Raw genomic sequence first — 23,627 nt, forward strand, 5'->3', positions numbered from 1 at the left:
GCAACCTCCTTAATCCCAGGCCAAAACGGGTCTCACGGCACTTGGCTGCGTTGACAGCTCGGGCACAATGACCCACACGCCAGCCGGCAGCACCGGGCCATATTCAGCAAGCTCGGGGTTCAAGCGCCAGAGGTTTTCTTCGGCGGCGTCATCGCAGCGACCCAACTCGCGATAGAGCAGCAGGTTGACCGAATCACCGGCAATACTTCGCACTCTACGCATTGACGAACTCCTCCAATTCAAGGGTCCAGGTCATGACCATGGCGGTGCCGTCATCGATCACATTGCTCTGGTTTTCCACCACCGAATTGATCCGCCACAGGCCCCAGTTGCGGCCAATGCCATCGACCAGAGGCAACGGCGCGCGCGCATTTTGCAATGCGCGCAACTCGTCCAATCGCTGCATGCCGACCGCGTACATGGCCGTGCCACCAAACGTGAGCTTTTCCAGTTTTTGCCCGTTCTGACGTGACTGGGGTTTGCTGGCAATAATTGCCAGGTCAGTCCAGCCGCCATCGGTGTTACGAATCAACGTGGAATAGGCAAAGCCTCGGGCCAAACCAAAAATAAAGTCGCCCAGCACCATTTGCTGTCGCATCAATCACCTCCTGTATCGGCCAGTGCCGCGTTACGCCGGATACCGAGGGAATCGGTAACCATCGGCATGCATTGAAATTGCAGGGCCTGGATCACCTGATTGACGACTTGCTGGGCATCGGCCGGGTTAACGCCGGTGATCTGGATGCTTGGGGCAATAGAGACCTGCACGCTGTCGCTTCGCGCGCTGTTGAGTTCCTTGCTCACTGCGCTCGGTGAGGGCAGGCGATCACTCGCCCCAAACAATTTGTCACCGAGCCAGGTACCCGCCTCGCTGCCGAGCAAGCCACCGATGGCGCCGCCTACAGCGGTGCCGACGCCTGGGAAAATCAGGGTGCCAATAGCTGCGCCGGCAGAGGCTCCGGCCCAGGCGCCACCGGCAGTGCTGAGGCCGGCGCCGACTGCTTTTGCGTCGCCGTTGCGCACGCCCTGCACCACATCAAAAGCAGTGTCGACGTACTTCATCGGACCAAGGCGGCGGGCGGCCGACGACTCCAGCTTGCTCACCGTGCCCAACAGACCAGAGGCCGGTATTTTCGGCGGGTGAGTCACAGGCGCGGCTAAACGCTCATGGCTGGCGGTCTGTGTAAGTGGCGGGGTCTTTGCGCGAGTTTCGGAAGGCATGGGAACAAGCCCCCGTTCCAGTGCTTCGATCAGCCCTGGCCCTCTGCTTGAAGCCGGTTGACGGGGAAAGCTGTTGTTCTTTCGGCTCTTCGCCTGGGCCCCACGTGGTTGTAGAGTTTGAGTAGGAGCACCGGCATTGAACCCTGACGAATTCGCGGGAAAAAGTGACTGAACACCCCGCCCAAAAGCACTGCGCCAGGATGCGAAGGCGCCACCGGTCTTTGCAGGAACTAACTTCGCGGGCGCCTGCTTCTTTTGCGAGTGCAGCGTGTTCTTCGGCTTCAGCGACTTCAGCGACTTCTGCGACTTCCTCGTCTTCTGTGGCGTCTGCGATTTCGGTCTTTGGGTACCTTTCTTCCCGGCAGATGCGCTTTTGCGTGCAGTGCGGCGACTGCTCGGTGAGGCTTGGGCCGCGTCTTTACAGCAGCACGACTTATCCTTTTCGAATCCGCCATCCTTGAAAAGCTTACCAGCCACGCCAGGCAACTTGCCCAACGTCACGTCGACCAGGTTGCCCGTCACCCGCGTTTTAATCGTCTCTCCCAAACCCGAAAAAAAGCCGGTAAGCACAGGCAAAACCACTGCCTCAGCAGTTTTAACGGTCGTAGCGGCAGCCGGAGAGTCGCTGGCCCAATGGTTGGCGCTGTTCATCACGCTGGTTTTGGCTTCCAGCCAAGTTCCTTCCCCTAATACCGACACAGGCTCAAGCGTTTTGGTTAGGCTCGCCTCGCTTTTCGTGGATTCCTCTCGCAACACCGTTATCGTTTTTTCCGGGGCGGGTGGCGCTGTAAACGATTGCTGAAAGGCTGCGACCGGATCAAGGCTCTTCACGTGCACGGTCATGGCTTCACGGGTCAGGTGCAGATCCTGAGGCGTGCTCGAATTGATTTCAGTGGTGCTCTTTTGCTCGGCCTGTTCGCGGGTGTTGGAGCGACTAATACCCACATCCTTGAACCGCGACAGGGAGGCGTCCAGCGCCTCGACACTGTTGCGCAATACTCCTAGGGACAGAGACAGCCCATTGAGTTCCAGACCCGCATTGGCCAGGGCCAAACTCAGGGGCGATAAAAGTGGCGCAGCCTTGATACTTTCGGGTACCAAAGGACCCGGGTTGACGGCATCGGCCCCCTTGGCGCCGACTGCGTGGCCAACAATACCCTGACCATCCCTGGCCATGGCATAGGCGAGCGAATACGTATCCTGCATCTCGCTTACTCCTGTTTGACGCCAAGGCGAGTGATCGCGATGTCGTAGCGGCGCAATGCTTTTCCGGCGTCCCAGTCGAGGATCTCCGCCTCATTGACCGAGTAAATCAGTGGCACCACATCGAGGATTACTTCGATGTCGCGCTCCGAAAGAAGTCCGCCGGTTGATTTAAAAAATCGTCGATGCGCTCCTGCAGTTCCGTCCAGTCGGGTACGGTCAGGCTGGCGAGATCGGGGATCATCAGGCCGGTGCAGTGAGCGGTGATGAACTCGGCGCGCTCTTTGTTGGTGCCGAGTTTTTTCATGGCTTTGGTCGCGCGCAGGGCAGGCATTTCCAGGGACAGCGTGGTCAGGTTGCGACCGGCGGCGTCCAGGGGCAGCAGCAGGTTTACCTGCTCGTAGGACGATGCTTCATCAGGTGCGCCGAGGAAGAACGATGCAGGACGTGTCGACATCTCATGCACGTACTGGGCGATGCTCACGTAGTCCGGGCGTTTGAGCTGGTCGAGCTCTTTTTCCGACAGGCCGGTGGCGAGTTTCGCCAGCTCAAAGAACTGATCGTCCTCGTCATCACCGGCCCGGGCCAGCGCGTCTTTTTGCGCGGCGTAGTACAGCGGTTTGAGTTGAACCTGCTCGATCGTAGCACCGGTGTCGGCGGTGATCGGCGAGAGCAGGAGGTGCAGCGGAGGCATCCAGGCCATGGGCAATTCCTTGATGAAAAACAGGGGCGGGAAAACCCGCCCCCAGGGGTTAAGGCATCAGTACCGCGCGGCGCGCATCGCCGAGGATGTCGACGCCGTTGAGCACAAACTTCTGGGTGCGCACGTCGATGTCGATCACCGGGATGCCGTTTTCGAGGCGGTTGTAGGTGCGGCAGGACAGATCCAACGTGGTGGTGGCCTTGTCGCCCATCTTCAGCTTCGCCTCCTCCAGGGATTTCAGCTTGCCGCCGACGGTGTGGTAGGTGAAGTAGGTCTTGCCGTCCTGGTCCTGGCCTGCTTCACGCACGTTCAGCAGGATGTCATCACCCAAGCGCACGCCCAGGGCCAGCATGATTTCCGGACCAGCGCCTTGCAGGACCAACTTGGCACCCAGCACCTTGCCGCTCTTGGCCATTTCTTCGGCGATGAAACGCCCGCCGGACATAGGCTCCATGTCGAATTCAATCTTCGGCGGGGTGAACTCTTCCACAGTCGCGGACAACGGCAGGCCTTGAAGGGTGGCCGCAATGGCCTGTCTGACTCGGTTGGTAAACATTAGAGAACGTCCTCCAGGAACTGCTCGATGATTTCATCGCGAGCGTTGAGTTGATAAATCATGTGTTCGTTCGGCGCGTAGCGGCCGTAGTCGATGACGATGAACCAGGTGCCGTTCTTGTACTTCTCGACACTGTTCAACTCCGGGTGCAGGTACACGCTGCCGCCGGGGATGGTTTCGTCGGCGACCAGGGTTTGCAGCCAGTCGTTGATGCGCTTGACCTCCTGGTCCATGAAGGACTTGGTCAGGTTCTTGGCCATGGCTTTCTGTCCGGCCTTGACCAGCTTGCGGCTGATCGCATCTTCCAGGCCGACGTAGCTGATGAACTTGCCGGTGATGGAGCGGTTACCCAGCAGCGAGAAACCGCCGAGGATGGTGCGGGCGTAGTAGCTCACGCCGTAGCGGTTGAGCAGGTCGCCTTCGGTGGAGGTGTCGAGGATGTTGTACTCGACCACGCGGGAAACGTCCTCGGCGAACGTCACCTGATTACCTGGGCTTTCCCACTGCTTGACCTTGGCCAATGCCGCAATGGCCAGTGACGACGGCGACAGGAACACATTTTTCTTGGCCGCTTTGGAGTACACCGACGGCATGTTGTGCACCAGCAGGCAACGGTCGAAACCGAGGTCGGCACCGCCCAGCTCGCCGCTGTAGGTCACTTGGTCGGCGACGGACGCATCTTTGCCATCCAATACCACACGAGCCTTGATGCGTTTGCCGAAGGAAGCGAACTCACCGGCAACGGCCTTGGTGCCGGTGAAGCCTGGGGCACCGATGATGGTCAGGTCTTCCGGGACGCTGCTCAAGGCCGCCAGGCCCAGTTTGCGGCCGGTGATTGGCTCACTGCCGCCGATCACGTTGTTAATCGTGTCGGCCGGGGTAGCACCCTCTTCGACGATCACCACATAGACCGGCACCTTCACCACTTTGAGGATCTGGTACACCGCGTGGAACAGCGTGCCCGACTCACTGCCGGTTGGGTCCAGCAGTGCCTGGGTGGTGAAGCTGTTGATGCGGAACGGGGCATTTTTCGGGATCGAAGCATGGGCCTTCGGCGCGGTGCCGACCAGGCCGATGACGTTGTCGCCGAGGCCACCCATGGCCTCGGGGGATTCGGTGGCATTCACGGTGATGCCGTTGTGCTCGAAGTTCAAAACCTCAGCCATGATTAGTCAGCCTTCTTGGGGATGGAGTTAAGGACGCTGGTCAGTTCCAGGCGGCCGGCGGTGCGCAAGGCGGATGCTTCGACGTCGAGCAGTTCCAGCTCCTCGCCGACGGTGGACCAATGGCCACCTCCGGTGGGAAATGGGATGAGGACGGTGTAGGTTTGTCGGTTGTGCATGGGTGAAATTCTCCAGGTGAGAAACGCCAAAGCCCCTGCGGAGAGGGGCTTTGGGTGGGCGTAAAAAAACCGCTTTCGCGGTGGGGAGGGTTACTTATCTTCCGGCAATGGGAAGCGGGCTTTGATCTCGGCGACCTTGGCACGCCAGTCTTTTTCTTTCTCGGTGGTGCCGTCGTATTGCCACTCCAAATACATGGGGTCCGCCTCACTGACGTAGGCAGCACGACGCGCGGCAATGGTGGTGGCCAATGCGGCAGCGGCGGTGGCTTTATCGATCAGTGCGCGAGCGGCCTCATCGTTAAACCCAAGCCCTTGGAGGGTTTGCGCATTCGCGGGTACGTTAATCAATGCGGCACCGGCTGGGGTCACCAGTTTTTCAATAAACAAAGTCATTTGATCCGTCCTTAAACCTTGGCGGTGTATCGAGTGTCGTTGTCATACGAATAAGCCAAACGCTTTTCTTCCAAGGTCTTGCCAAGGACAGCTTCCGCTTGGGCTAACGTATATGGCTTAACTACCCAACGCACTTCCCACTCGGCAGTGACGTCATCCTTCATAATCACTTCAGTATCCAGCTTGCTGAAGTTAACCGGGTAATCAAAGGTTTTGGTAATGGTGTAACTTAGCCCGCCTCTCAGGTACAAACCGGAAAATTGTGGAGCGGTCGTCAGTTGACCTGCAACCAAACCGACATACATGGGTTTTAGCCCCGTGACAGCTCGTGCGGTACAAATCATGCCGAACGAAATGCCGCGCACCGTTTCGCGATACGTTTGCGATATACGTTTGATCGTCAAAAAGTTAGCATCGCCATTCCATGGAAAGCCCACTCCCTCTAACTGCAAGTTCAAGCCTGCAATATGGTAAATCCCTTCACCGAAGGGTGCCTTGTCACTGTCTCGTGCAAAAAAACGAGAAATCGTAATCTCGGTTTCACCCGCCTCGTTACCCGGCATAGTCCACCATACTGGGTAAACTACATCGGTCGACAAACCGGTCAGATCGATCTCCTGCTTATAAAGTGCACGCCCATTAATATCCTTGGCCTGCACGCTATTACGCCACGTTGTGAACTGACTGGACGCCGTATCCATGCGCGCATCAATCTTGCCAATCTGGTTGGTCACTGTGTCGGTCAGCTTATTGCATGCATCCACAACTTTCGTAATCGTCGCTTCAATTCCCATCATCAACTCCCTGTCAACTTTGTCTTTTCAGCACTTTTGTAAGCGCCATTACTTCGCTTCGAGATGCATAACCCTGAGCATCAAATCCACATGCCGGGACATATTGTCCACCGAAGCCGCCGCCATGATCGCGATCTCTTCAGCCAACAACACATTCAGGTTTTCACTCCCCACCACAACCGTCACGCTATCTGCCGGCAACGGTGAAATATCCAGCGTGAACTTCTGCAGTACCCGAGCTGCCGCCGCTTTATACGTCAGCAACTTCCCTGCAACGGAATACACCGCCAGCAAAGTCCCGCTGGCGAGGTAAAAACCGAACTCGCCAATCTCATATTCACCCTCGCCATCGAACAGCGCGGCCATCCTGAGTTGGCGGTCGCCCAGGTCTTCGTAATCCACGATGGCAACCCGTTGGCGTTCGTCGCGCAAGGCCACTTCCGTGCCGTCCGGGTTATAGCGGCCGGTGCCGGCGCCGATGTGGGTGATTTCGCCTTTCAGGCCCTGGTTCTTTGCCTGCAGCACTTCATCCAAACCTTTGGAGGTGAAGCGCACCAGGCGCGTAATGTCATCTGTCATGGCTGCGCCCTGAGGTCGTAGTCGTTAATGGTGTAGTGCTGGGCAACCCCGGCACTGTTAAGTCGAGCAACCAGCGCCAATTCCGGCAGTGCGCCGTCCAAATACAGCTCGCCGTCGCTGAATGGGGCATGGAGCATCTGCGTAAACGCCAGTTGACCTTCGGTCTCATGAACAACGGTGATCGTCGCCCGGTCCCGCTCGCTCTGCGCCGCGTTGATGCGGCGGATCAGCCGGTTATGGTCACCACTGGACCAGCTGCGCCCGATGATTGCCTGCACGTCGAAGGTGTAAGGCACACCCAGCGGGCGCTGTTGATACCAGGCGCTGATGTTGGGAGTGAAACCCAGTGATTCCACCGCGTAACTCAATGCCTTGGGCGTGCCCGCCTGGCGTTGGATCTGCCAGGACAAGGCCACGGTCAGGCGTTTTTCGGCTTCGCTGGCGCTGGCGTCCCATTCACTGACACCCCGGTCGGCGGCCAGGTAGGGCAGGAATTCGGTAGGCGTTTGCAGCGGACTCATCAACGCAGGAAACGGCGGTATAACCCGCTCGAGTAACTTTCCGAAGCCCAGGTCCAAGGCCTTTTCCAGCGGTGAACTGTTGGCCGGCAACAGACTCGCCTTGGGTTCGTCATTCATAGCGTGCGCACCTCCACTTCAACACCTGTGCAGTACGGGGCCTGGAACGCAGTGCTGATAATCGGCTGCAACGGTTCGAGGATCTGCAGTTGTGCCGCGCCAGCGCTGTGAATGGCGTAGTCGATCCAGCTGGGGTCCACCCGTCCTTCCAGGCGATGGCAGGAGTCGGCATAGGTTTGCAATAGTTTCTGGGCGGCTACTTGAGTAAGCCCGGAGTCCGGGCCGGCATTGATCTTGGCCACCACACGAATCTTGTACGGTTGAATCTGTGCGCCCTGGACGGTGACAAGATCAGTCTCCGGCCGCACATCGGGGCGTGCGAAATGGCGGCGCACACCGTCAAGCAAATCGGTCGATGGCGTGCCATCGCCTTCCCGTGACAGCACCGTGACCATCACTTCACCCGGCGCCGTGCGACGGCCGTTGCCGTCCTTGACCTGGGCCGCATAGCCGTCAGGGTCGAAGGTGTAGCTAACGGTGACTACGCCGGGCGTCGCACTTTGCACCTTGACCGTAGGCCGCTCGCCGAGGGTAAACACTTCGCGGCGGTACTGCATGCGTGAGCCCGCTGCCGGGGCGTGGGGCGCCAGGTAGTAACGCAGCCGAGCATCGTCATCGCTTTCCAGGGTTGGCGGCACCGGCGGGAAGGCGGCCGGGTCACCGGGGTCGAGCACTTGCCGCTCCAGGCCCATGTCGGCCAGGCGTGCATCGAGGTTGCTGCCGGTGGCCCACCACGCCAGCATCTGTTTGATGCGGGCGTTGTATTTGCGCTCGTGGGTTTGCAGGCGGACGCAAAAGGCTTCCAGGGCCAGGGTCAGCAACTCGCTCTCATTGTCGAGGCTAACCTTGAGTTTGGCCGCGCTTTGCGGAGCGCGGGTGGCGACGTAGTCGACGACAAACGCCTTGAATTCCGCCAGCAACGGTTCGAACGCGTCGACCGCGATGATGGCAGGCTCCGCCAGTTGGTTCTGGCCAGGGATCAGCATGCTCATGTCACGACCTCAAAGGATTGTTGGCAGTTTTTCCAAGTCCCGGCAAAACGCAGCAGCAAACCTGCGCCTTGGCGGGTGGCGACGATGACCTGGGGTTGAAAGTCGCCGATGCCGTTCTGGGTGTTGTAAAACGCCTGGGCGGCGTGGCTTTGGGCGAGGATCAGCAGGTCGTCGCCCAGGTTCTGGCCGAGCAGTTGCGGGATCATCGAGCCGTACAGCGGGCGTTTCTGACGAGTGCCCACGGGGGTAGTCAGCGCTCGGGTGGCACGCTGCACGAATTGCAGCCAGTCATCGACGGCTGCCCCGGTGTTTCGGTCGATACCGATCATGGGATGTCCTTATCAGGGGCTGATGACTCGACCTTGGTGGTCCACCACCGGGCCGCTGAAGTGCGCGCCGCCGGCATCCAGCAACAGGCCGGTGCCGCCGATTTGCAGGGTGATGCTCTGGGCGTTGATCGTCAGGCTGGCGGCGCCGACCTTGACGTCGACCTGTTCGCGGGAGCCGCTGAACGTGGTCGTGCCGTTGACCCAATTGAAGGTGTGGCTGGCATCGTCGTAGTCGCTTTGAGTACCGTCTTGATGGCGCCTCCGAGTCAGCGATGCAACGCTGGAAACCGGAGGAAAGAGACTACTGTTGAGGCCGAACAAGGCTACCGACTGGCCGCCGCCTTCCCCGCCGCCGTAGTTGAGCAACAAGCATTGCTCACCCACTGATGGGATGCGGGTCTCGGTTTGCGCACCTGCGCTGGGGTTGAAAAATCGAATAGCCGGGGTGAGCAATTCACCGTGGCTGACCTTGCAGGTATTGCTGCCGGCGTCGACCTCCTGGCACACACCAATCCGGCAGAAGCTTTCGGCGCGGCGGTAAAGGTCTTCGAGCTGAGCCTCCATTTCGGCCAGGCGCTCAACGATTGGCCCCAGTTGCATGCGTAACAGCGCATCGAACATGGACTACTCCTGCAGTGGCCGATATTGGTTCGGGTCGTTGATGTTCGAGACTTCCCAAGTGCAGGCAAACAGCGGTGTGCCTGTGGGATCTTCGAGCAACGAAGGGCCGAGGTAGAGGGTTTGGGTGAAGGACACGGTCCAAGTGTCGTAGTCCATTTCGGCACCCGTTTGAATCGACGGCGCCGCGACAAGGGCGGCGGGCAAGTCGCACTGGTCAGCCGGCAGCCCCCAGCGGTTATCCAGGGCCAGGTCCATCAATTGGCTGGCTAGGTCGCAGGCCTCAAAAGGTGCGGAGCCGTCAGCGACTGTGGCCTTGAGTGAAACCGACAGCGCATGGGCCTTGCGGCCTTCAAGGGAGCGAATGCCCGGGCCGTTGCCTTCAACGGTGATCAGCACGCCGGTTTTGTCGCCTGTGTTTTTAAAGTCTTGATGATTGCCCACACGCAATTGTGGGAAGGCGCTTTTCAACGCATCGCCAATGGCCACGGGAAGCCGGGAAGGTTTTTCGATTAGTGTCATCTGGTCGCGTCCTTGCAGCGGTTATGACTGATCCGGGCGGGAGGGCGGGGCCTGATCGACCCCAATCCGCTTGGCCGCCCAACGTTCATAAAGGCCGATGGCGACGTCCGCGCCGGCCATGGCGGTGAGGCAACCCAAGGCACCGGCGGTCCAGATCGACATGCCGGCGGCGTACAACAGCATCAATGCCGAGACCCCACACACCATGCACGCCCCGGACCGCAGGGCCAGGCGCCGAATCAGCGACCAGCCACGGGCGCCCTCCTTGTCGGCACGCCACATTTCACCGGACACCCCGCCGATCAGGGCCAGTGCGATCACCAGCCAGATAGGCATTTCCGCTAACGCTTGCTGCTCGTTTGTCATGTCACGCCTCCTGGCTGAGCATTACCGGCAAAGGGCCGATTTTTTGGGTAATTCCATTTATGGGTAGGCATTCCAAAAAGCCCGGTTGCCCGGGCTTTTCAGTAATGATTTCCTCGAACTTTCGGCGCTACTGGCGCGGTACGGTTCTTTCCTCAATGTTTTTCCGACCACGATCCCTGTCTGCCGGATAACTGCTTCTGGTGCTTTACGCTGCACACCCGGGTCAGTTGCCAACCCTCTGAACCGTTATTAGGCCGGTTCATCGCTGCCTGTTTTTTGAAGCGGTAAAACTAAAGAGCGTCGGCATCCTTGCCGGTGTTGCCTGGCATCCCTGCCATCGCTTCGATGGCGTCCTTGCCGATGTTGCGTGCCTTCCTTGTCTTCCTTGGCAGCATCCTTGCCGCCTCCACCAGGCCTTGTTGGCTGGCTTGAGATGGAGAATATGCATGTATGCATATACAGTCAATGCACAAATGCATTTATTTTTGCCGGACAAATGCACGGATGCATTTAAGGCCCTGCAGGCTGAGGGCCTGATGATTTTCTTCAGGCGAAAAAAAGCCCGCTCATGAGCGGGCTTTGTCTTACGTAAGGAGGTTAACGGGCGTACATGCCCCACCAGAACACATGACCGAGGATGCTGATCTGCTCATCCTGAATATCCTGGAAGCTGTAGTCCTCGTCCGGGTGCTCATCGCGATTGAAACTGCGCAAGCGAATCCCGGAAGGCAGGCGGTAGAGCTGTTTCACGCGCAACTGGCCGTTGTGATTAATGGCATACAAGTCGCCATCGACGATGTCACCAATGCCACTTTTGCCCGCATTCACCCCCACCGTGGCGCCATCGCGCAGTACCGGCAACATACTGTTGCCGCGCACCGTCACACACTTGGCCTGGTCGAACTGCACACCGTTATGCCGCAGGCTGCGCTTGCCAAACCGCAGGCTAGCCTTCTCGCTTTCCTCGATGACGAATCTTCCTGATCCAGCAGCCAATTCAACCTCACGCAGAAAGGGGATCGACACCTCGTCATCATTAACGGGTGTGTCGTCGTCCCACAGGCTTATGTCCTTGAGTTCCGAATGCATCGGGTCGCGCCCATCGTCGCGCAAAACGCCCACCGCCGCGCGCCCGCGCAGCTGGTCGGTGCTCACACGGAAGTACTCGGCGATGCGGGAAATGTGCTTGTCCGACGGATCAACGATCTTGCCGCTGAGGATCCGGGACAACGTGGATTGAGGCACGCCAGTACGCCGGTGAAGCTCCGTGGGGGAGATCCGGTCGCGGTCCAGCAGTTCTTTTAAGACGATAGAAACGTTGCGTTTTTGCATAGCGGGGATAGTGACGGGAGATTTGGGGGTTGGCAAATGCTAATTTGCATATTTTATGCATTGACCACGCCTACATACCTATCCGTTTGCAACCTGCGAAGGGCCGACTTCGCGTGTTAACCTTGCCGCCATCGCAAAATCAGCTGGGCCAAGTGCCCTCTTTGCCTCACTCCTTTTAACGAATCTGCTAATTATCTGATGAGCAAAAACACGTCCGACCTGTCCTCCCACACCCCGATGATGCAGCAGTACTGGCGCCTCAAAAACCAGCACCCTGATCAGTTGATGTTCTATCGCATGGGCGACTTCTACGAGATCTTCTACGAAGACGCGAAGAAGGCGGCCAAGTTGCTGGACATCACCCTGACCGCGCGCGGGCAGTCGGCGGGGCAGTCGATTCCGATGTGTGGGATTCCTTACCATTCGTTAGAGGGCTACCTGGTCAAGCTGGTGAAGCTGGGCGAGTCGGTAGTGATTTGTGAGCAGATCGGCGACCCGGCGACGAGCAAGGGGCCGGTGGAGCGTCAGGTAGTACGCATTATTACGCCGGGCACGGTGAGTGATGAGGCGCTGCTGGATGAGCGTCGCGATAACCTGATTGCGGCGGTGTTGGGTGATGAGCGCTTGTTCGGCCTTTCGGTGTTGGATATCACCAGCGGCAACTTCAGCGTGCTGGAGATCAAGGGCTGGGAGAACCTGCTGGCGGAGTTGGAGCGCATCAATCCGGTGGAGTTGCTGATCCCGGATGATTGGCCCAAGGACTTGCCGGCGGAAAAGCGTCGTGGGACCAAGCGTCGTGCGCCGTGGGATTTTGAGCGTGACTCGGCGCTGAAAAGTCTGTGCCAGCAATTCTCGGTGCAAGACCTTAAGGGCTTTGGTTGCGAGACCCTGACCCTGGCCATCGGCGCAGCCGGTTGCCTGCTCGGTTATGCCAAGGAAACCCAGCGTACTGCCCTGCCGCATTTGCGCAGCCTGCGTCATGAGCGTCTGGACGACACCGTGGTGCTGGATGGCGCGAGCCGTCGCAACCTGGAGTTGGACACCAACCTGGCCGGTGGGCGTGATAACACCCTGCAATCGGTGGTCGACCGTTGCCAGACCGCCATGGGCAGCCGCTTGCTGACCCGCTGGCTGAACCGTCCGCTGCGGGATTTGACGGTGCTGCAAGCGCGTCAGTCTTCAATTACCTGCCTGCTGGATGGCTATCGCTTTGAAAAGCTGCAGCCGCAACTGAAGGAAATCGGCGATATCGAGCGGATTCTGGCGCGGATCGGCCTGCGTAACGCTCGTCCTCGTGACTTGGCGCGTCTGCGCGATGCCTTGGGTGCCCTGCCGCAACTGCAAGTGGCGATGACCGATCTGGACACGCCGCACCTGCAACAGCTGGCCGTGACCACCGGCACCTACCCGGACCTCGCGGCGCTGCTGGAAAAAGCCATCATCGACAACCCGCCGGCGATCATTCGTGACGGCGGCGTGCTGAAAACCGGTTACGACACTGAGCTCGATGAGCTGCAATCCCTGAGCGAAAACGCCGGGCAGTTTCTGATCGATCTGGAAGCCCGCGAGAAAGCCCGCACCGGCCTGGCCAACTTGAAGGTCGGCTACAACCGCGTGCACGGTTACTTTATTGAGTTGCCGAGCAAGCAGGCCGAGTCGGCACCTATCGACTATCAGCGTCGCCAGACCCTTAAGGGTGCCGAGCGCTTTATCACTCCAGAGCTCAAAGAGTTTGAGGACAAGGCGCTGTCGGCCAAGAGCCGCGCCCTGGCTCGGGAGAAGATGCTCTACGAAGCCCTGCTCGAAGACTTGATCAGCCGCCTGGCCCCCCTGCAAGACACCGCCGCCGCCCTGGCGGAACTGGATGTGTTGAGCAACCTGGCCGAACGCGCGCTGAACCTCGACCTGAACTGCCCGCGGTTTGTCAGCGAGCCGTGCATGCGCATCGTGCAGGGGCGTCATCCGGTAGTGGAGCAGGTGTTGACCACACCGTTCGTCGCCAACGACCTGTCGCTGGATGATGACACCCGCATGCTGGTGATCACCGGCCCGAACATGGGCGGTAAATCCACCTACATGCGTCAAACCGCGCTGATCGTGTTGCTGGCGCATATCGGTAGCTTTGTGCCGGCAGCCAGTTGCGAACTGTCGCTGGTGGACCGCATTTTCACGCGGATCGGTTCCAGCGATGACCTGGCCGGTGGCCGTTCGACCTTTATGGTGGAAATGAGCGAAACCGCCAACATCCTGCACAACGCCACCGACCGCAGCCTGGTGCTGATGGACGAAGTGGGTCGCGGCACCAGCACCTTCGACGGCCTGTCCCTGGCGTGGGCGGCGGCTGAACGCCTGGCCCATCTGCGTGCCTATACGCTGTTTGCCACCCACTATTTCGAACTGACCGTGTTGCCGGAAAACGAGCCACTGGTGGCCAACGTGCATCTCAATGCCACCGAGCACAACGAGCGCATCGTGTTCCTGCACCACGTGCTGCCTGGGCCTGCGAGCCAGAGTTATGGCCTGGCCGTGGCGCAATTGGCCGGCGTGCCAACAGAGGTGATTACCCGTGCCCGTGAACACCTGAGCCGTCTGGAAGAAACTGCCCTGCCCCACGAAATTCCCGTGGCCAGCCCGACCAAATCCAGCAACAAACCCAGCGCGCCACACCAGAGCGATATGTTCGCCAGCCTGCCCCATCCGGTGCTGGAAGAGTTGGCCAAGCTTGATCTGGACGACATGACCCCGCGTAAAGCGCTCGAAATGTTATATGCACTGAAGGTTCGGATATAACGCTGACGCTTGCAAGCTGGTAGACTCTCGCGCGGTTTGGGATGCTGCAGGCTTTTAGCCTGGCCTGCAGACTATCGCTCCCGAACCTCGCGAACCCTGCCACAAAGGGTTTCGCTGCCGCCGCCTGAGGAGAAAATTAGAAATGACCTTCGTCGTCACCGACAACTGCATCAAGTGCAAGTACACCGACTGCGTGGAAGTATGTCCGGTGGACTGCTTCTACGAAGGCCCGAACTTCCTGGTCATCCACCCGGATGAGTGCATCGACTGCGCCCTGTGTGAACCAGAATGCCCGGCCGTCGCTATTTTCTCCGAGGACGAAGTCCCGGCAGAGATGCAGGAATTTATTCAGTTGAACGTTGATTTGGCGGAAATCTGGCCGAACATCACCGAACGTAAAGACCCGATGCCAGACGCTAAAGAGTGGGATGGTAAAAAGGGCAAGATTGCCGACCTGGAAAGGTAACGGCTCTGCTGTTGCTGAAAAGGCCCCTTGCGGGCCTTTTTGCATTCTGTAGGCGCGATAATTCACTTTTCTACAGGCAAAAAAAAGGGGCGGTATGACCCGCCCACATTTTTTCCCTAGTCCCTGTATTCCTTTTCATCATCCTGATGAATCGCATCCTGCGACGTTCCTTCAAACCATCGTTCCTTGATGGCTGTGTCAATCCGTGGACACAGGGCTGATGTTAGAGAGTTCCAAGGGAAGTTCAACGGCCCCCGCCTCTTGGGCTGACAGACTTCAGCACTACAACATCGATAAATAATTCTTATATTTCAGCAACATAGAAAACCCTCTCGATGATTCGAGACGTCCACGCCCGGTAAAAAAACCAAACACTTACGAAAAAGTAAGTGAATGCTTACACGCACAATTGCGTAAAAGCGAAACTGGACTCCGTTGGCCGATATCCAGGCAAGAAAAAGCCCCGACAACGCCGAGGCCTCTTTCCTTTCAGCAGGATCAGTCGTCGCTGATCGTAATCGTCGGCATAGCCGGCGCAGCCGCTTCTTGCAGAACAATCCGCGCGCCCACATGGCGGGCCAGCTCCTGATAAATCATGGCGATCTGGCTGTCAGGCTCGGCCACCACCGTGGGCTTGCCACCGTCGGCCTGCTCACGAATCACCATCGACAGCGGCAACGAGGCCAGCAATTCGACGCCGTACTGGGTGGCCAGTTTCTCGCCGCCGCCTTCACCAAACAGGTGTTCAGCATGACCGCAGTTGGAGCAGATGTGCACCGCCATGTTTTCCACAACGCCCAGCACCGGGATGTTGACCTTGCGGAACATCTCCACGCCTTTCTTCGCATCCAGCAACGCCAAATCCTGAGGCGTGGTCACGATCACCGAGCCGGCCACCGGGACTTTCTGCGCCAGGGTCAACTGGATATCACCCGTGCCCGGCGGCATGTCGATCACCAGGTAGTCCAGGTCGCCCCAGGCGGTCTGGGTGACCAATTGCAGCAAAGCACCGGACACCATCGGCCCGCGCCAGACCATCGGCGTGTTGTCATCGGTGAGGAAGGCCATGGACATGACTTCCACACCATGGGACTCAATCGGCACGAACCACTTCTGGTCCTTGACCTTCGGCCGCGTGCCTTCGGCGATACCGAACATCACGCCTTGGCTTGGGCCGTAGATGTCGGCGTCGAGAATCCCAACGCGCGCGCCTTCACGGGCCAGGGCCAGGGCCAGGTTGGCGGCGGTGGTGGATTTACCCACGCCGCCCTTGCCGGAGGCCACGGCGACTACGTTCTTGACGTTGGCCAGGCCAGGAATCTGAGCTTGGGCCTTGTGCGGCGCGATCACGCATTGGATGTCGACCTTGGCCGAACGCACACCGTCCAAGCCCTCGATGGCCATTTGCAGCATCTGCGCCCAACCGTTCTTGAACAGACCGGCTGCATAGCCCAGCTCCAACTGGACCGACACTTGGTCGCCCTGGACCTCGATGGCGCGCACACAGCCGGCACTGACCGGGTCCTGGTTCAAATAAGGGTCGGTGTACTGGCGAAGCACGGCTTCCACCGCTGCGCGATTGACGGCGCTCATGGGCTACTCCCGAAAAAGACTGACTGAAACAGGCGGCTATCCTAACCGTTCCAGGCATCCAGCGGCATGCTTTCGCAGGCCGGAAAGCTTCAGAAACAGCGCCACGGGGTGAAATATATTTCCCGGCGCTTTATAGTGGCCGACCTCCGTTTCATCAAGTAGCCGAGCCCCATGTCCGAGCCACGCAAGATCCTCGTCACCAGCGCCCTGCCCTATGCCAATGGTTCGATCCATCTTGGCCATATGCTTGAGTACATCCAGACCGATATGTGGGTGCGCTTCCAGAAGCATCGTGGCAATCAATGCATTTATGTCTGCGCGGACGACGCCCACGGTTCGGCCATCATGTTGCGCGCCGAAAAGGAAGGGATCACCCCGGAACAACTGATCGCCAATGTGCAGGCTGAACACAGCGCCGACTTTGCCGAGTTCCTGGTGGATTTCGACAATTTCCACTCGACCCACTCCGAAGAAAACCGCGAGCTATCGAGCCAGATCTACAAGCGTCTGCGCGACGCCGGGCACATCGACACACGCTCGATCACCCAGTATTTCGACCCGGAAAAGAAAATGTTCCTGGCCGACCGCTTCATCAAGGGCACCTGCCCGAAATGCGGCACTGAGGATCAGTACGGCGACAACTGCGAGAAGTGCGGTGCCACCTACGCACCGACCGACCTGAAGGATCCGAAGTCGGCAATCTCTGGCGCCACCCCGGTGCTCAAGGATTCCCAACACTTCTTCTTCAAACTCCCGGATTTCCAGCAAATGCTGCAAACCTGGACTCGCAGCGGCACCCTGCAAGACGCCGTCGCCAATAAAATCGCCGAATGGCTGGACGCCGGCCTGCAACAGTGGGACATCTCCCGCGATGCGCCATACTTCGGTTTTGAAATTCCCGATGAGCCGGGCAAGTATTTCTACGTGTGGCTGGATGCGCCGATCGGCTACATGGCCAGCTTCAAGAATCTCTGTGACCGTACGCCGGGGCTGGACTTCGATGCGTTCTGGAACAAGGATTCCACCGCCGAGCTGTACCACTTCATCGGCAAGGACATCGTTAACTTCCACGCCCTGTTCTGGCCGGCGATGCTCGAGGGTTCGGGTTACCGCAAGCCTACCGGCATTGCCGTGCACGGCTACCTGACGGTTAACGGCCAGAAAATGTCCAAATCCCGTGGCACCTTTATCAAGGCGCGCACCTATCTGGACCATCTGTCGCCGGAATACCTGCGCTACTACTACGCCTCCAAGCTGGGCCGTGGCGTCGACGACCTGGACCTGAACCTGGAAGACTTCGTACAGAAGGTCAACTCGGACCTGGTCGGCAAAGTGGTCAACATCGCCAGCCGTTGCGCAGGTTTTATCCACAAGGGCAACGCCGGTCTATTGGTGGCCGAAAACGCCGCGCCGGAACTGACCGACGCCTTCCTGGCCGCAGCACCAAGCATTGCCGACGCCTATGAAGCCCGCGACTTTGCCCGCGCCATGCGCGAAATCATGGGCCTGGCCGACCGCGCCAACGCCTGGATCGCCGACAAGGCCCCGTGGTCGCTGAACAAGCAGGAAGGCAAACAAGCTGAAGTCCAGGCGATTTGCGCCACCGGCGTCAACCTGTTCCGCCAACTGGTGATCTTCCTCAAGCCGGTGCTGCCATTGCTGGCCGCCGATGCCGAGGCGTTCCTCAACGTCGCGCCGCTGACCTGGAACGACCACACCACCCTGCTCAGCAACCACCAACTGAACGAGTTCAAACCGCTGATGACCCGTATCGACCCGGTCAAAGTCCAGGCGATGACCGATGCTTCGAAAGAAGACCTGGTCGCCAGCCAGACCGACACCGGCGAGTCCGCGCCTGCCGGCAACGGCGAACTGGCCAAAGACCCGCTTTCCCCGGAAATCGAGTTCGATGCCTTTGCGGCCGTGGACCTGCGCGTTGCGCTGATCGTCAAAGCCGAAGCTGTGGAAGGTGCCGACAAGCTGCTGCGCCTGACCCTGGATATCGGTGACGAGCAACGCAACGTGTTCTCCGGGATCAAGAGCGCGTATCCGGACCCATCCAAACTCGATGGTCGCCTGACCATGATGATCGCCAACCTCAAGCCACGGAAAATGAAGTTCGGCATTTCCGAAGGTATGGTGATGGCAGCGGGCCCCGGCGGTGAAGAGATCTACCTGCTGAGCCCGGACAGCGGCGCCAAGCCGGGTCAACGCATCAAGTAAGCCCTACCAAACAGCCCTGTCGTTTCGGCGGCAGGGCTTTTCAGCTAGTCCCCCCTTCTCGCTTGCCGGATAATCAGGCCCTGTTTGTTTAACCGGCATGCCAATGATCACCCCATGAATCTGATTCAACGTATCGACGCGCTGCTGCCGCAGACCCAATGCGGCAAATGCGGGCACCCGGGCTGCAAGCCTTACGCCGAGGGCATCGCGCTTGGCGAGGCGATCAACAAGTGCCCGCCCGGCGGGCAGGAAACCATCGTTGGGCTGGCGAAATTGTTGCGCGTACCGGTACTGGAACTGGACGCCAGCCGTGGAGAGGCCCCGGCCCAAGTCGCCTATATCCGTGAGGCCGAGTGCATTGGCTGCACCAAGTGCATTCAGGCCTGCCCGGTGGATGCGATTGTCGGCGCCGCCAAGTTAATGCACACCGTCATTATGGATGAATGCACCGGCTGCGACTTGTGTGTTGCACCCTGCCCTGTCGACTGCATTGAAATGCGCCCAGCGGCCTCTGTGCTGCCGATTGTGGGCAACCTAGCGGTCAACGATCACCAGCGCCAGGAACGTGGCCTCAAACGCGACCGGGCACGGCGGCGCTATGAGCAACGTAATGCGCGACTACAACGGGGAGAAGCTCAAAGGCTCGCCGAACGACTGGCACGAGCCAAACGTTCTACGCCGGCTGTCCCCATGCAGGCCGATGCCGCCCAAGCTGCTCAGGATGCTGCAGTCAAGAAAGCCAAAATCACGGTTGCAATGAGTCGCGCCCAACTGCACAAATCCTTGAAGGCATTTGGTCACCCACCGACCTTTGAACAGCAGTCGCAGTTGATCGTCCTGCAACAGCAGTTCGAATCGGCAGAGCAGGCACTGGCTAGCCTGGAAGTGGTCAGCCCTGCACCCTCGCCGACACAAAAAGACCCGGAGCTCAAGCGCGCCAAAATCCAACTGGCCATGCGGCGAGCCGATCTGAAAAAAGCTCAGGACCTGAACGCTGACGAGCAACAACTGGCGACCTTGAGCGCTGCACTGTCCAGCGCAGAGCAAGTCTTGCACGATGCCGAAGCCAGCAGTGAACAGCCCAAGCCAGACTTGCAGCGTGTTGAAAAACGTCCCATCGACGCCCAACTGCGCCAACTGAAAACCACCCTGGCTTATGCACGGGCTGATGTAAGCAAATTGCAACGCCAACCCGAAGTCAGCGCGCAAGACCTGAAAGCCGCGCAAGACAAGCTGGAAGAAGCGCAGCGCCAGGTGGACGCCCACATCGGCGCTTGATCCGCGACAGGCGCTGCCGGGTGTGGCAACGATGGTTTATCCTGCACAGCCTGCATCACTTTTGAATTCCACGTTGACCGTCTGCAAGGAAACGCCTGCCCGATGAACGCCGCAAAACGCCTGGAAATTTTCCGCAGGTTTCACGAAGACAATCCGGAACCCAAGACCGAACTGGCCTACTCCTCGCCGTTCGAGTTACTGATTGCGGTAATCCTGTCGGCCCAATCCACAGACGTTGGCGTCAACAAGGCCACGGCCAAACTGTATCCGGTGGCCAATACGCCCGAGGCGATTTATGCCTTGGGCGTAGACGGGCTGTCCGAATACATCAAGACCATCGGCCTGTACAACAGCAAGGCAAAGAATGTCATCGAGACCTGTCGCATGCTCGTTGAGCTACATGGCAGTGAAGTGCCGCAAACTCGCGAAGCCCTGGAAGCCCTGCCTGGCGTGGGCCGAAAAACCGCTAACGTCGTACTCAATACAGCGTTCCGACAACTGACCATGGCGGTGGACACGCATATTTTTCGCGTCAGCAACCGAACCGGCATCGCTCGCGGCAAAAATGTGGTTGAGGTGGAAAAGCAGTTGATGAAGTTCGTGCCCAAGCCGTATTTGCTCGACTCCCACCATTGGTTGATCCTTCATGGCCGCTACGTTTGCCAAGCCCGTAAGCCTCGCTGCGGGAGCTGCCGCATCGAAGACCTGTGCGAATACAAGGACAAAACGTCCGACGATTGAGAGCTCATTGGTTTTCTCGATCAATCGATTGAAAAAATCTTTTTTACCGATTCATGGATTATCGTTATAAGGAGCGCCAACGGCAGTCTTAGCCTGGAGTTAACCTTATGAGCACTGGCAAAGAACAACTGGATGTAGAAGACGACCTCGTTGCAGAGGCGGATGACGATGGGGAAGCACCCGTTGCAGAGGTGGCCAAGACCAATTTGAGCAAACGCCGTACTATCGACAATCTTCTGGAAGAACGACGCTTGCAAAAACAACTGGCCGATTACGACTTCGATCTCTGATCGACCCGTTGACGACCGGAAGCCTCCCTGACGGAGGCTTTTTTCTGTCGATTACTCTGCCTTCAACGTGGTAAGAGCCTCTCCTTTATACAAGGCCATTGCGTTGGGCCAGTTCGATCAGATCCACAAGGGATCGCGCATTGAGCTTGAGCAGCAGGCGAGTCTTGTAGGTGCTGACGGTTTTGTTGCTGAGGAACATACCGTCGGCGATCTCCTTGTTGGTTTTGCCACGGGCCAGTTGTTGCAACACCATCATCTCTCGACCCGACAGGCGCTCGACCATATCGGCCTCACTGGAATTGCCCATGGTGGAGCGTACTGAATTGAGCGCTTGGTTCGGGAAATAGCTGTAGCCGGAGAGCACCGCCTTGATGGCACTCAATAACTCGGTCAGGTCCTGTTGCTTGCACACATAACCCGCCGCTCCCGCCTGCATGCAACGCATGGAAAAATGACCAGGAGCCTGGGACGTCAGCACCAGCACCTTGAAGGGTGCTGGCTGCTTGGTGGAGGCCAACCGGCAAATAACCTCCAAACCATCGAGTTTGGGGATTCCAATATCCAGTATGACAATGTCCGGCACATGCTCCCGTGCAAGTTGCAACGCATCAACACCGTTATCAGTCTCGGCAACGACTTCATAACCATGACGCTCCATTAGCATGCGCACAGCAAGACGAATGACGGGATGATCATCCACGATCAGCACTTTATTCATGAGAAAGTCCAATTTCGCTGTTCGAATTATTTAGAGCAAGCACAATAGCCTAGTCGTTTCATAGTTGGCATAGCACTCCCCCCCAAGCAACAGCAAGCAGAGACCCAACCCACAACGATATGGGAATTAACCTACAAAAAAACACCAACTCAGACGCATACGGTTTTATTGAGCCCTTCAGAACTTTCCGGGGGCTTACATATTTTGAGAGAAATATCCGCCGCATAAGAGGCTCGCGGTAAACGTGCCGCACATGACTTTCAGGAAATGCCCATTGCTTGTTGCCACCAGACAGGTGCGAGGGTGAAAAAATTCCGACTGTTTTAGTTCCATTCAACATATTTTCAAACATCCTTAATTCCTACAGAATTTTCAGCGCCTTACAGGCTCGCTGTAATAAGGTAGTGAAACTTCTGTAAGACATAGTTCCTAGTAAGGTGTTAGAAAATCGTTCATTCGCGCAAACTCCATTCAAAAACTTTAAAATCAACAGAAAATAAACATTTATCAGGCTGAATTAAACATCGCGAGCTGTTCAAGACTTACACCTTTTATTCAAGCAAAAAAAATGGCCCCTTTAATAAGGGGCCACTTTTCACAACAAGGGAATCACTCAGAACAGTTTGCGGCCCTTGTTGGCAGCAATGCGCATACGCAGTGCGTTCAACTTGATGAAGCCCGCTGCGTCCGCCTGGTTGTAAGCACCGCCGTCTTCTTCAAAGGTGGCGATATTGGCGTCGAACAGCGACTCATCGGACTTGCGACCGGTGACAATCACATTGCCCTTGTACAGCTTCAGGCGTACGACGCCGTTCACGTGGGCCTGGGAGGCGTCGATCATCTGCTGCAGCATCAGACGCTCTGGGCTCCACCAGTAGCCGGTGTAGATCAGGCTGGCGTACTTAGGCATCAACTCGTCTTTGAGGTGAGCCACTTCGCGGTCCAGGGTAATGGACTCGATGGCGCGGTGAGCGCGTAGCATGATGGTGCCGCCCGGGGTCTCGTAGCAGCCTCGGGACTTCATGCCTACGTAACGGTTCTCGACGATGTCGAGACGGCCGATACCGTGTTCGCCACCGATACGGTTCAGGGTCGCCAGCACGGTGGCCGGTGTCATTTCGACGCCGTCCAGCGCGACGATGTCGCCGTTGCGGTAGGTCAGTTCCAGGTACTGGGCCTTGTCTGGAGCGTTCTCCGGGGAGACGGTCCATTTCCACATGTCTTCTTCGTGCTCGGTCCAGGTGTCTTCCAGCACGCCGCCTTCATAGGAGATGTGCAGCAAGTTGGCATCCATCGAGTACGGGGACTTCTTCTTACCGTGACGTTCGATCGGGATTGCGTGCTTCTCAGCGTAATCCATCAGCTTTTCACGGGACAGCAAGTCCCATTCACGCCAAGGGGCAATCACTTTCACGCCTGGCTTGAGTGCGTAGGCACCCAGTTCGAAGCGGACCTGGTCGTTGCCTTTGCCGGTGGCACCATGGGAAATGGCATCAGCGCCGGTTTCGTTGGCGATTTCGATCAGGCGCTTGGCGATCAGCGGACGTGCGATGGAGGTACCCAGCAGGTACTCGCCTTCGTAGACGGTGTTGGCGCGAAACATCGGGAAAACGAAATCGCGGACGAACTCTTCGCGCAGGTCATCAATGTAGATCTCTTTCACGCCCATGGCTTGCGCCTTGGCACGTGCAGGTTCGACCTCTTCGCCCTGACCCAGGTCAGCGGTGAAGGTCACCACTTCACAGTTATAAGTATCCTGCAGCCACTTGAGGATCACCGAAGTGTCCAGGCCGCCGGAATACGCGAGAACGACCTTGTTTACGTCGGCCATGCCATCACTCCACGGGGTTTTACGGAAAGGCGTCGATTCTACCGACCAAAACCGTGAAATTACAGAGGCGCGACAGCAAATGAAGATAAAGCGACAGATTATGTCGAGA

25 protein-coding genes and 1 pseudogene are annotated in these 23,627 nt (G+C 58.1%); 6 read left to right on the top strand and 20 right to left on the bottom strand.

Annotated elements, in window-relative coordinates; all coding sequences use genetic code 11:
• Positions 1-9: 9 nt before the first annotated feature.
• The 17 genes from BFL40_RS31015 to BFL40_RS31090 all read right to left on the bottom strand — a co-directional run bounded on the left by BFL40_RS31015 (position 10) and on the right by BFL40_RS31090 (position 11,588).
• Positions 10-222: a tail protein X gene (locus tag BFL40_RS31015; protein ID WP_071487517.1), complete on the bottom strand. Its 213-nt coding sequence runs from the start codon at positions 220-222 to the stop codon at positions 10-12.
• Positions 215-598: a phage tail protein gene (locus tag BFL40_RS31020; protein WP_071487518.1), complete on the bottom strand. Its 384-nt coding sequence runs from the start codon at positions 596-598 to the stop codon at positions 215-217. The genes BFL40_RS31015 and BFL40_RS31020 overlap by 8 nt, the downstream gene beginning before the upstream one ends.
• Positions 598-2,427, bottom strand: coding sequence for a glycine zipper domain-containing protein (locus BFL40_RS31025; protein WP_071487519.1), 1,830 nt, complete (start codon positions 2,425-2,427; stop codon positions 598-600). The genes BFL40_RS31020 and BFL40_RS31025 overlap by 1 nt, the downstream gene beginning before the upstream one ends.
• A gap of 127 nt (positions 2,428-2,554) precedes the next feature.
• On the bottom strand, positions 2,555-3,127 hold the full coding sequence (locus tag BFL40_RS31030; RefSeq protein WP_071487520.1) for a phage tail assembly protein: 573 nt from the start codon (positions 3,125-3,127) through the stop codon (positions 2,555-2,557).
• A 49-nt stretch (positions 3,128-3,176) separates the two neighbouring features.
• Entirely contained in the window at positions 3,177-3,683 is a 507-nt protein-coding gene (locus BFL40_RS31035; protein ID WP_071487521.1) for a phage major tail tube protein, read from the bottom strand.
• Complete coding sequence (locus BFL40_RS31040) at positions 3,683-4,849, bottom strand: phage tail sheath protein (RefSeq protein ID WP_071487522.1); 1,167 nt, start codon at positions 4,847-4,849, stop codon at positions 3,683-3,685. The genes BFL40_RS31035 and BFL40_RS31040 overlap by 1 nt, the downstream gene beginning before the upstream one ends.
• Before the next feature lie 2 nt (positions 4,850-4,851).
• The gene (locus tag BFL40_RS34175; protein ID WP_162843037.1) at positions 4,852-5,025 is read right to left on the bottom strand and encodes a hypothetical protein; all 174 of its coding nucleotides are present in this window, start codon (positions 5,023-5,025) and stop codon (positions 4,852-4,854) included.
• A gap of 90 nt (positions 5,026-5,115) precedes the next feature.
• On the bottom strand, positions 5,116-5,418 hold the full coding sequence (locus BFL40_RS31045; RefSeq protein ID WP_083374589.1) for a hypothetical protein: 303 nt from the start codon (positions 5,416-5,418) through the stop codon (positions 5,116-5,118).
• 11 nt (positions 5,419-5,429) lie between these two features.
• Complete coding sequence (locus BFL40_RS31050; protein ID WP_071487523.1) at positions 5,430-6,212, bottom strand: phage tail protein; 783 nt, start codon at positions 6,210-6,212, stop codon at positions 5,430-5,432.
• Positions 6,213-6,260: 48 nt separating this feature from the next.
• On the bottom strand, positions 6,261-6,791 hold the full coding sequence (locus BFL40_RS31055; protein WP_071487524.1) for a phage tail protein: 531 nt from the start codon (positions 6,789-6,791) through the stop codon (positions 6,261-6,263).
• Positions 6,788-7,429 carry a phage tail protein I gene (locus tag BFL40_RS31060; protein WP_071487525.1) on the bottom strand — a complete coding sequence of 214 codons (642 nt, stop codon included), beginning with the start codon at positions 7,427-7,429 and terminating at the stop codon, positions 6,788-6,790. The genes BFL40_RS31055 and BFL40_RS31060 overlap by 4 nt, the downstream gene beginning before the upstream one ends.
• Entirely contained in the window at positions 7,426-8,421 is a 996-nt protein-coding gene (locus BFL40_RS31065; RefSeq protein ID WP_071487526.1) for a baseplate J/gp47 family protein, read from the bottom strand. The genes BFL40_RS31060 and BFL40_RS31065 overlap by 4 nt, the downstream gene beginning before the upstream one ends.
• The gene (locus BFL40_RS31070) at positions 8,418-8,750 is read right to left on the bottom strand and encodes a phage baseplate protein (protein ID WP_071487527.1); all 333 of its coding nucleotides are present in this window, start codon (positions 8,748-8,750) and stop codon (positions 8,418-8,420) included. Before BFL40_RS31070 ends, BFL40_RS31065 begins: the two co-directional genes overlap by 4 nt.
• A gap of 12 nt (positions 8,751-8,762) precedes the next feature.
• Complete coding sequence (locus tag BFL40_RS31075) at positions 8,763-9,371, bottom strand: phage baseplate assembly protein V (RefSeq protein WP_071487528.1); 609 nt, start codon at positions 9,369-9,371, stop codon at positions 8,763-8,765.
• A gap of 3 nt (positions 9,372-9,374) precedes the next feature.
• Complete coding sequence (locus tag BFL40_RS31080; RefSeq protein WP_071487529.1) at positions 9,375-9,890, bottom strand: hypothetical protein; 516 nt, start codon at positions 9,888-9,890, stop codon at positions 9,375-9,377.
• Between the two features lie 21 nt (positions 9,891-9,911).
• Positions 9,912-10,256, bottom strand: coding sequence for a phage holin family protein (locus tag BFL40_RS31085; protein WP_071487530.1), 345 nt, complete (start codon positions 10,254-10,256; stop codon positions 9,912-9,914).
• Positions 10,257-10,853: 597 nt separating this feature from the next.
• The gene (locus BFL40_RS31090) at positions 10,854-11,588 is read right to left on the bottom strand and encodes a LexA family transcriptional regulator (RefSeq protein ID WP_074851688.1); all 735 of its coding nucleotides are present in this window, start codon (positions 11,586-11,588) and stop codon (positions 10,854-10,856) included.
• 198 nt (positions 11,589-11,786) lie between these two features.
• Here BFL40_RS31090 and mutS point away from each other — a divergent pair, with 198 nt between their 5' ends.
• Entirely contained in the window at positions 11,787-14,378 is a 2,592-nt protein-coding gene (gene mutS, locus BFL40_RS31095; RefSeq protein ID WP_071487532.1) for a DNA mismatch repair protein MutS, read from the top strand.
• Between the two features lie 142 nt (positions 14,379-14,520).
• Positions 14,521-14,844 carry a ferredoxin FdxA gene (gene fdxA, locus BFL40_RS31100; protein ID WP_071487533.1) on the top strand — a complete coding sequence of 108 codons (324 nt, stop codon included), beginning with the start codon at positions 14,521-14,523 and terminating at the stop codon, positions 14,842-14,844.
• Positions 14,845-15,342: 498 nt separating this feature from the next.
• On the opposite strand, the gene apbC is transcribed toward fdxA, so the two are convergent.
• On the bottom strand, positions 15,343-16,437 hold the full coding sequence (gene apbC, locus BFL40_RS31105; protein WP_071487534.1) for an iron-sulfur cluster carrier protein ApbC: 1,095 nt from the start codon (positions 16,435-16,437) through the stop codon (positions 15,343-15,345).
• Between the two features lie 171 nt (positions 16,438-16,608).
• Here apbC and metG point away from each other — a divergent pair, with 171 nt between their 5' ends.
• The 4 genes and pseudogenes from metG to BFL40_RS31125 all read left to right on the top strand — a co-directional run bounded on the left by metG (position 16,609) and on the right by BFL40_RS31125 (position 20,969).
• Complete coding sequence (gene metG / locus BFL40_RS31110) at positions 16,609-18,660, top strand: methionine--tRNA ligase (protein WP_071487535.1); 2,052 nt, start codon at positions 16,609-16,611, stop codon at positions 18,658-18,660.
• Between the two features lie 126 nt (positions 18,661-18,786).
• Positions 18,787-19,161, top strand: a pseudogene (rsxB, locus tag BFL40_RS34685) (electron transport complex subunit RsxB); the annotation flags it as partial.
• A gap of 879 nt (positions 19,162-20,040) precedes the next feature.
• Positions 20,041-20,679 carry an endonuclease III gene (gene nth / locus BFL40_RS31120; RefSeq protein WP_071487537.1) on the top strand — a complete coding sequence of 213 codons (639 nt, stop codon included), beginning with the start codon at positions 20,041-20,043 and terminating at the stop codon, positions 20,677-20,679.
• Positions 20,680-20,786: 107 nt separating this feature from the next.
• Complete coding sequence (locus BFL40_RS31125) at positions 20,787-20,969, top strand: PA3496 family putative envelope integrity protein (protein WP_071487538.1); 183 nt, start codon at positions 20,787-20,789, stop codon at positions 20,967-20,969.
• A gap of 85 nt (positions 20,970-21,054) precedes the next feature.
• On the opposite strand, the gene BFL40_RS31130 is transcribed toward BFL40_RS31125, so the two are convergent.
• Entirely contained in the window at positions 21,055-21,687 is a 633-nt protein-coding gene (locus BFL40_RS31130) for a response regulator transcription factor (RefSeq protein WP_071487539.1), read from the bottom strand.
• 613 nt (positions 21,688-22,300) lie between these two features.
• Entirely contained in the window at positions 22,301-23,518 is a 1,218-nt protein-coding gene (locus BFL40_RS31135) for an argininosuccinate synthase (protein WP_048720141.1), read from the bottom strand.
• Between the last annotated feature and the right edge of the window lie 109 nt (positions 23,519-23,627).

The sequence above is a fragment of the Pseudomonas costantinii genome (genome assembly GCF_001870435.1).
Taxonomy (GTDB): Bacteria; Pseudomonadota; Gammaproteobacteria; order Pseudomonadales; family Pseudomonadaceae; genus Aquipseudomonas; species Aquipseudomonas costantinii.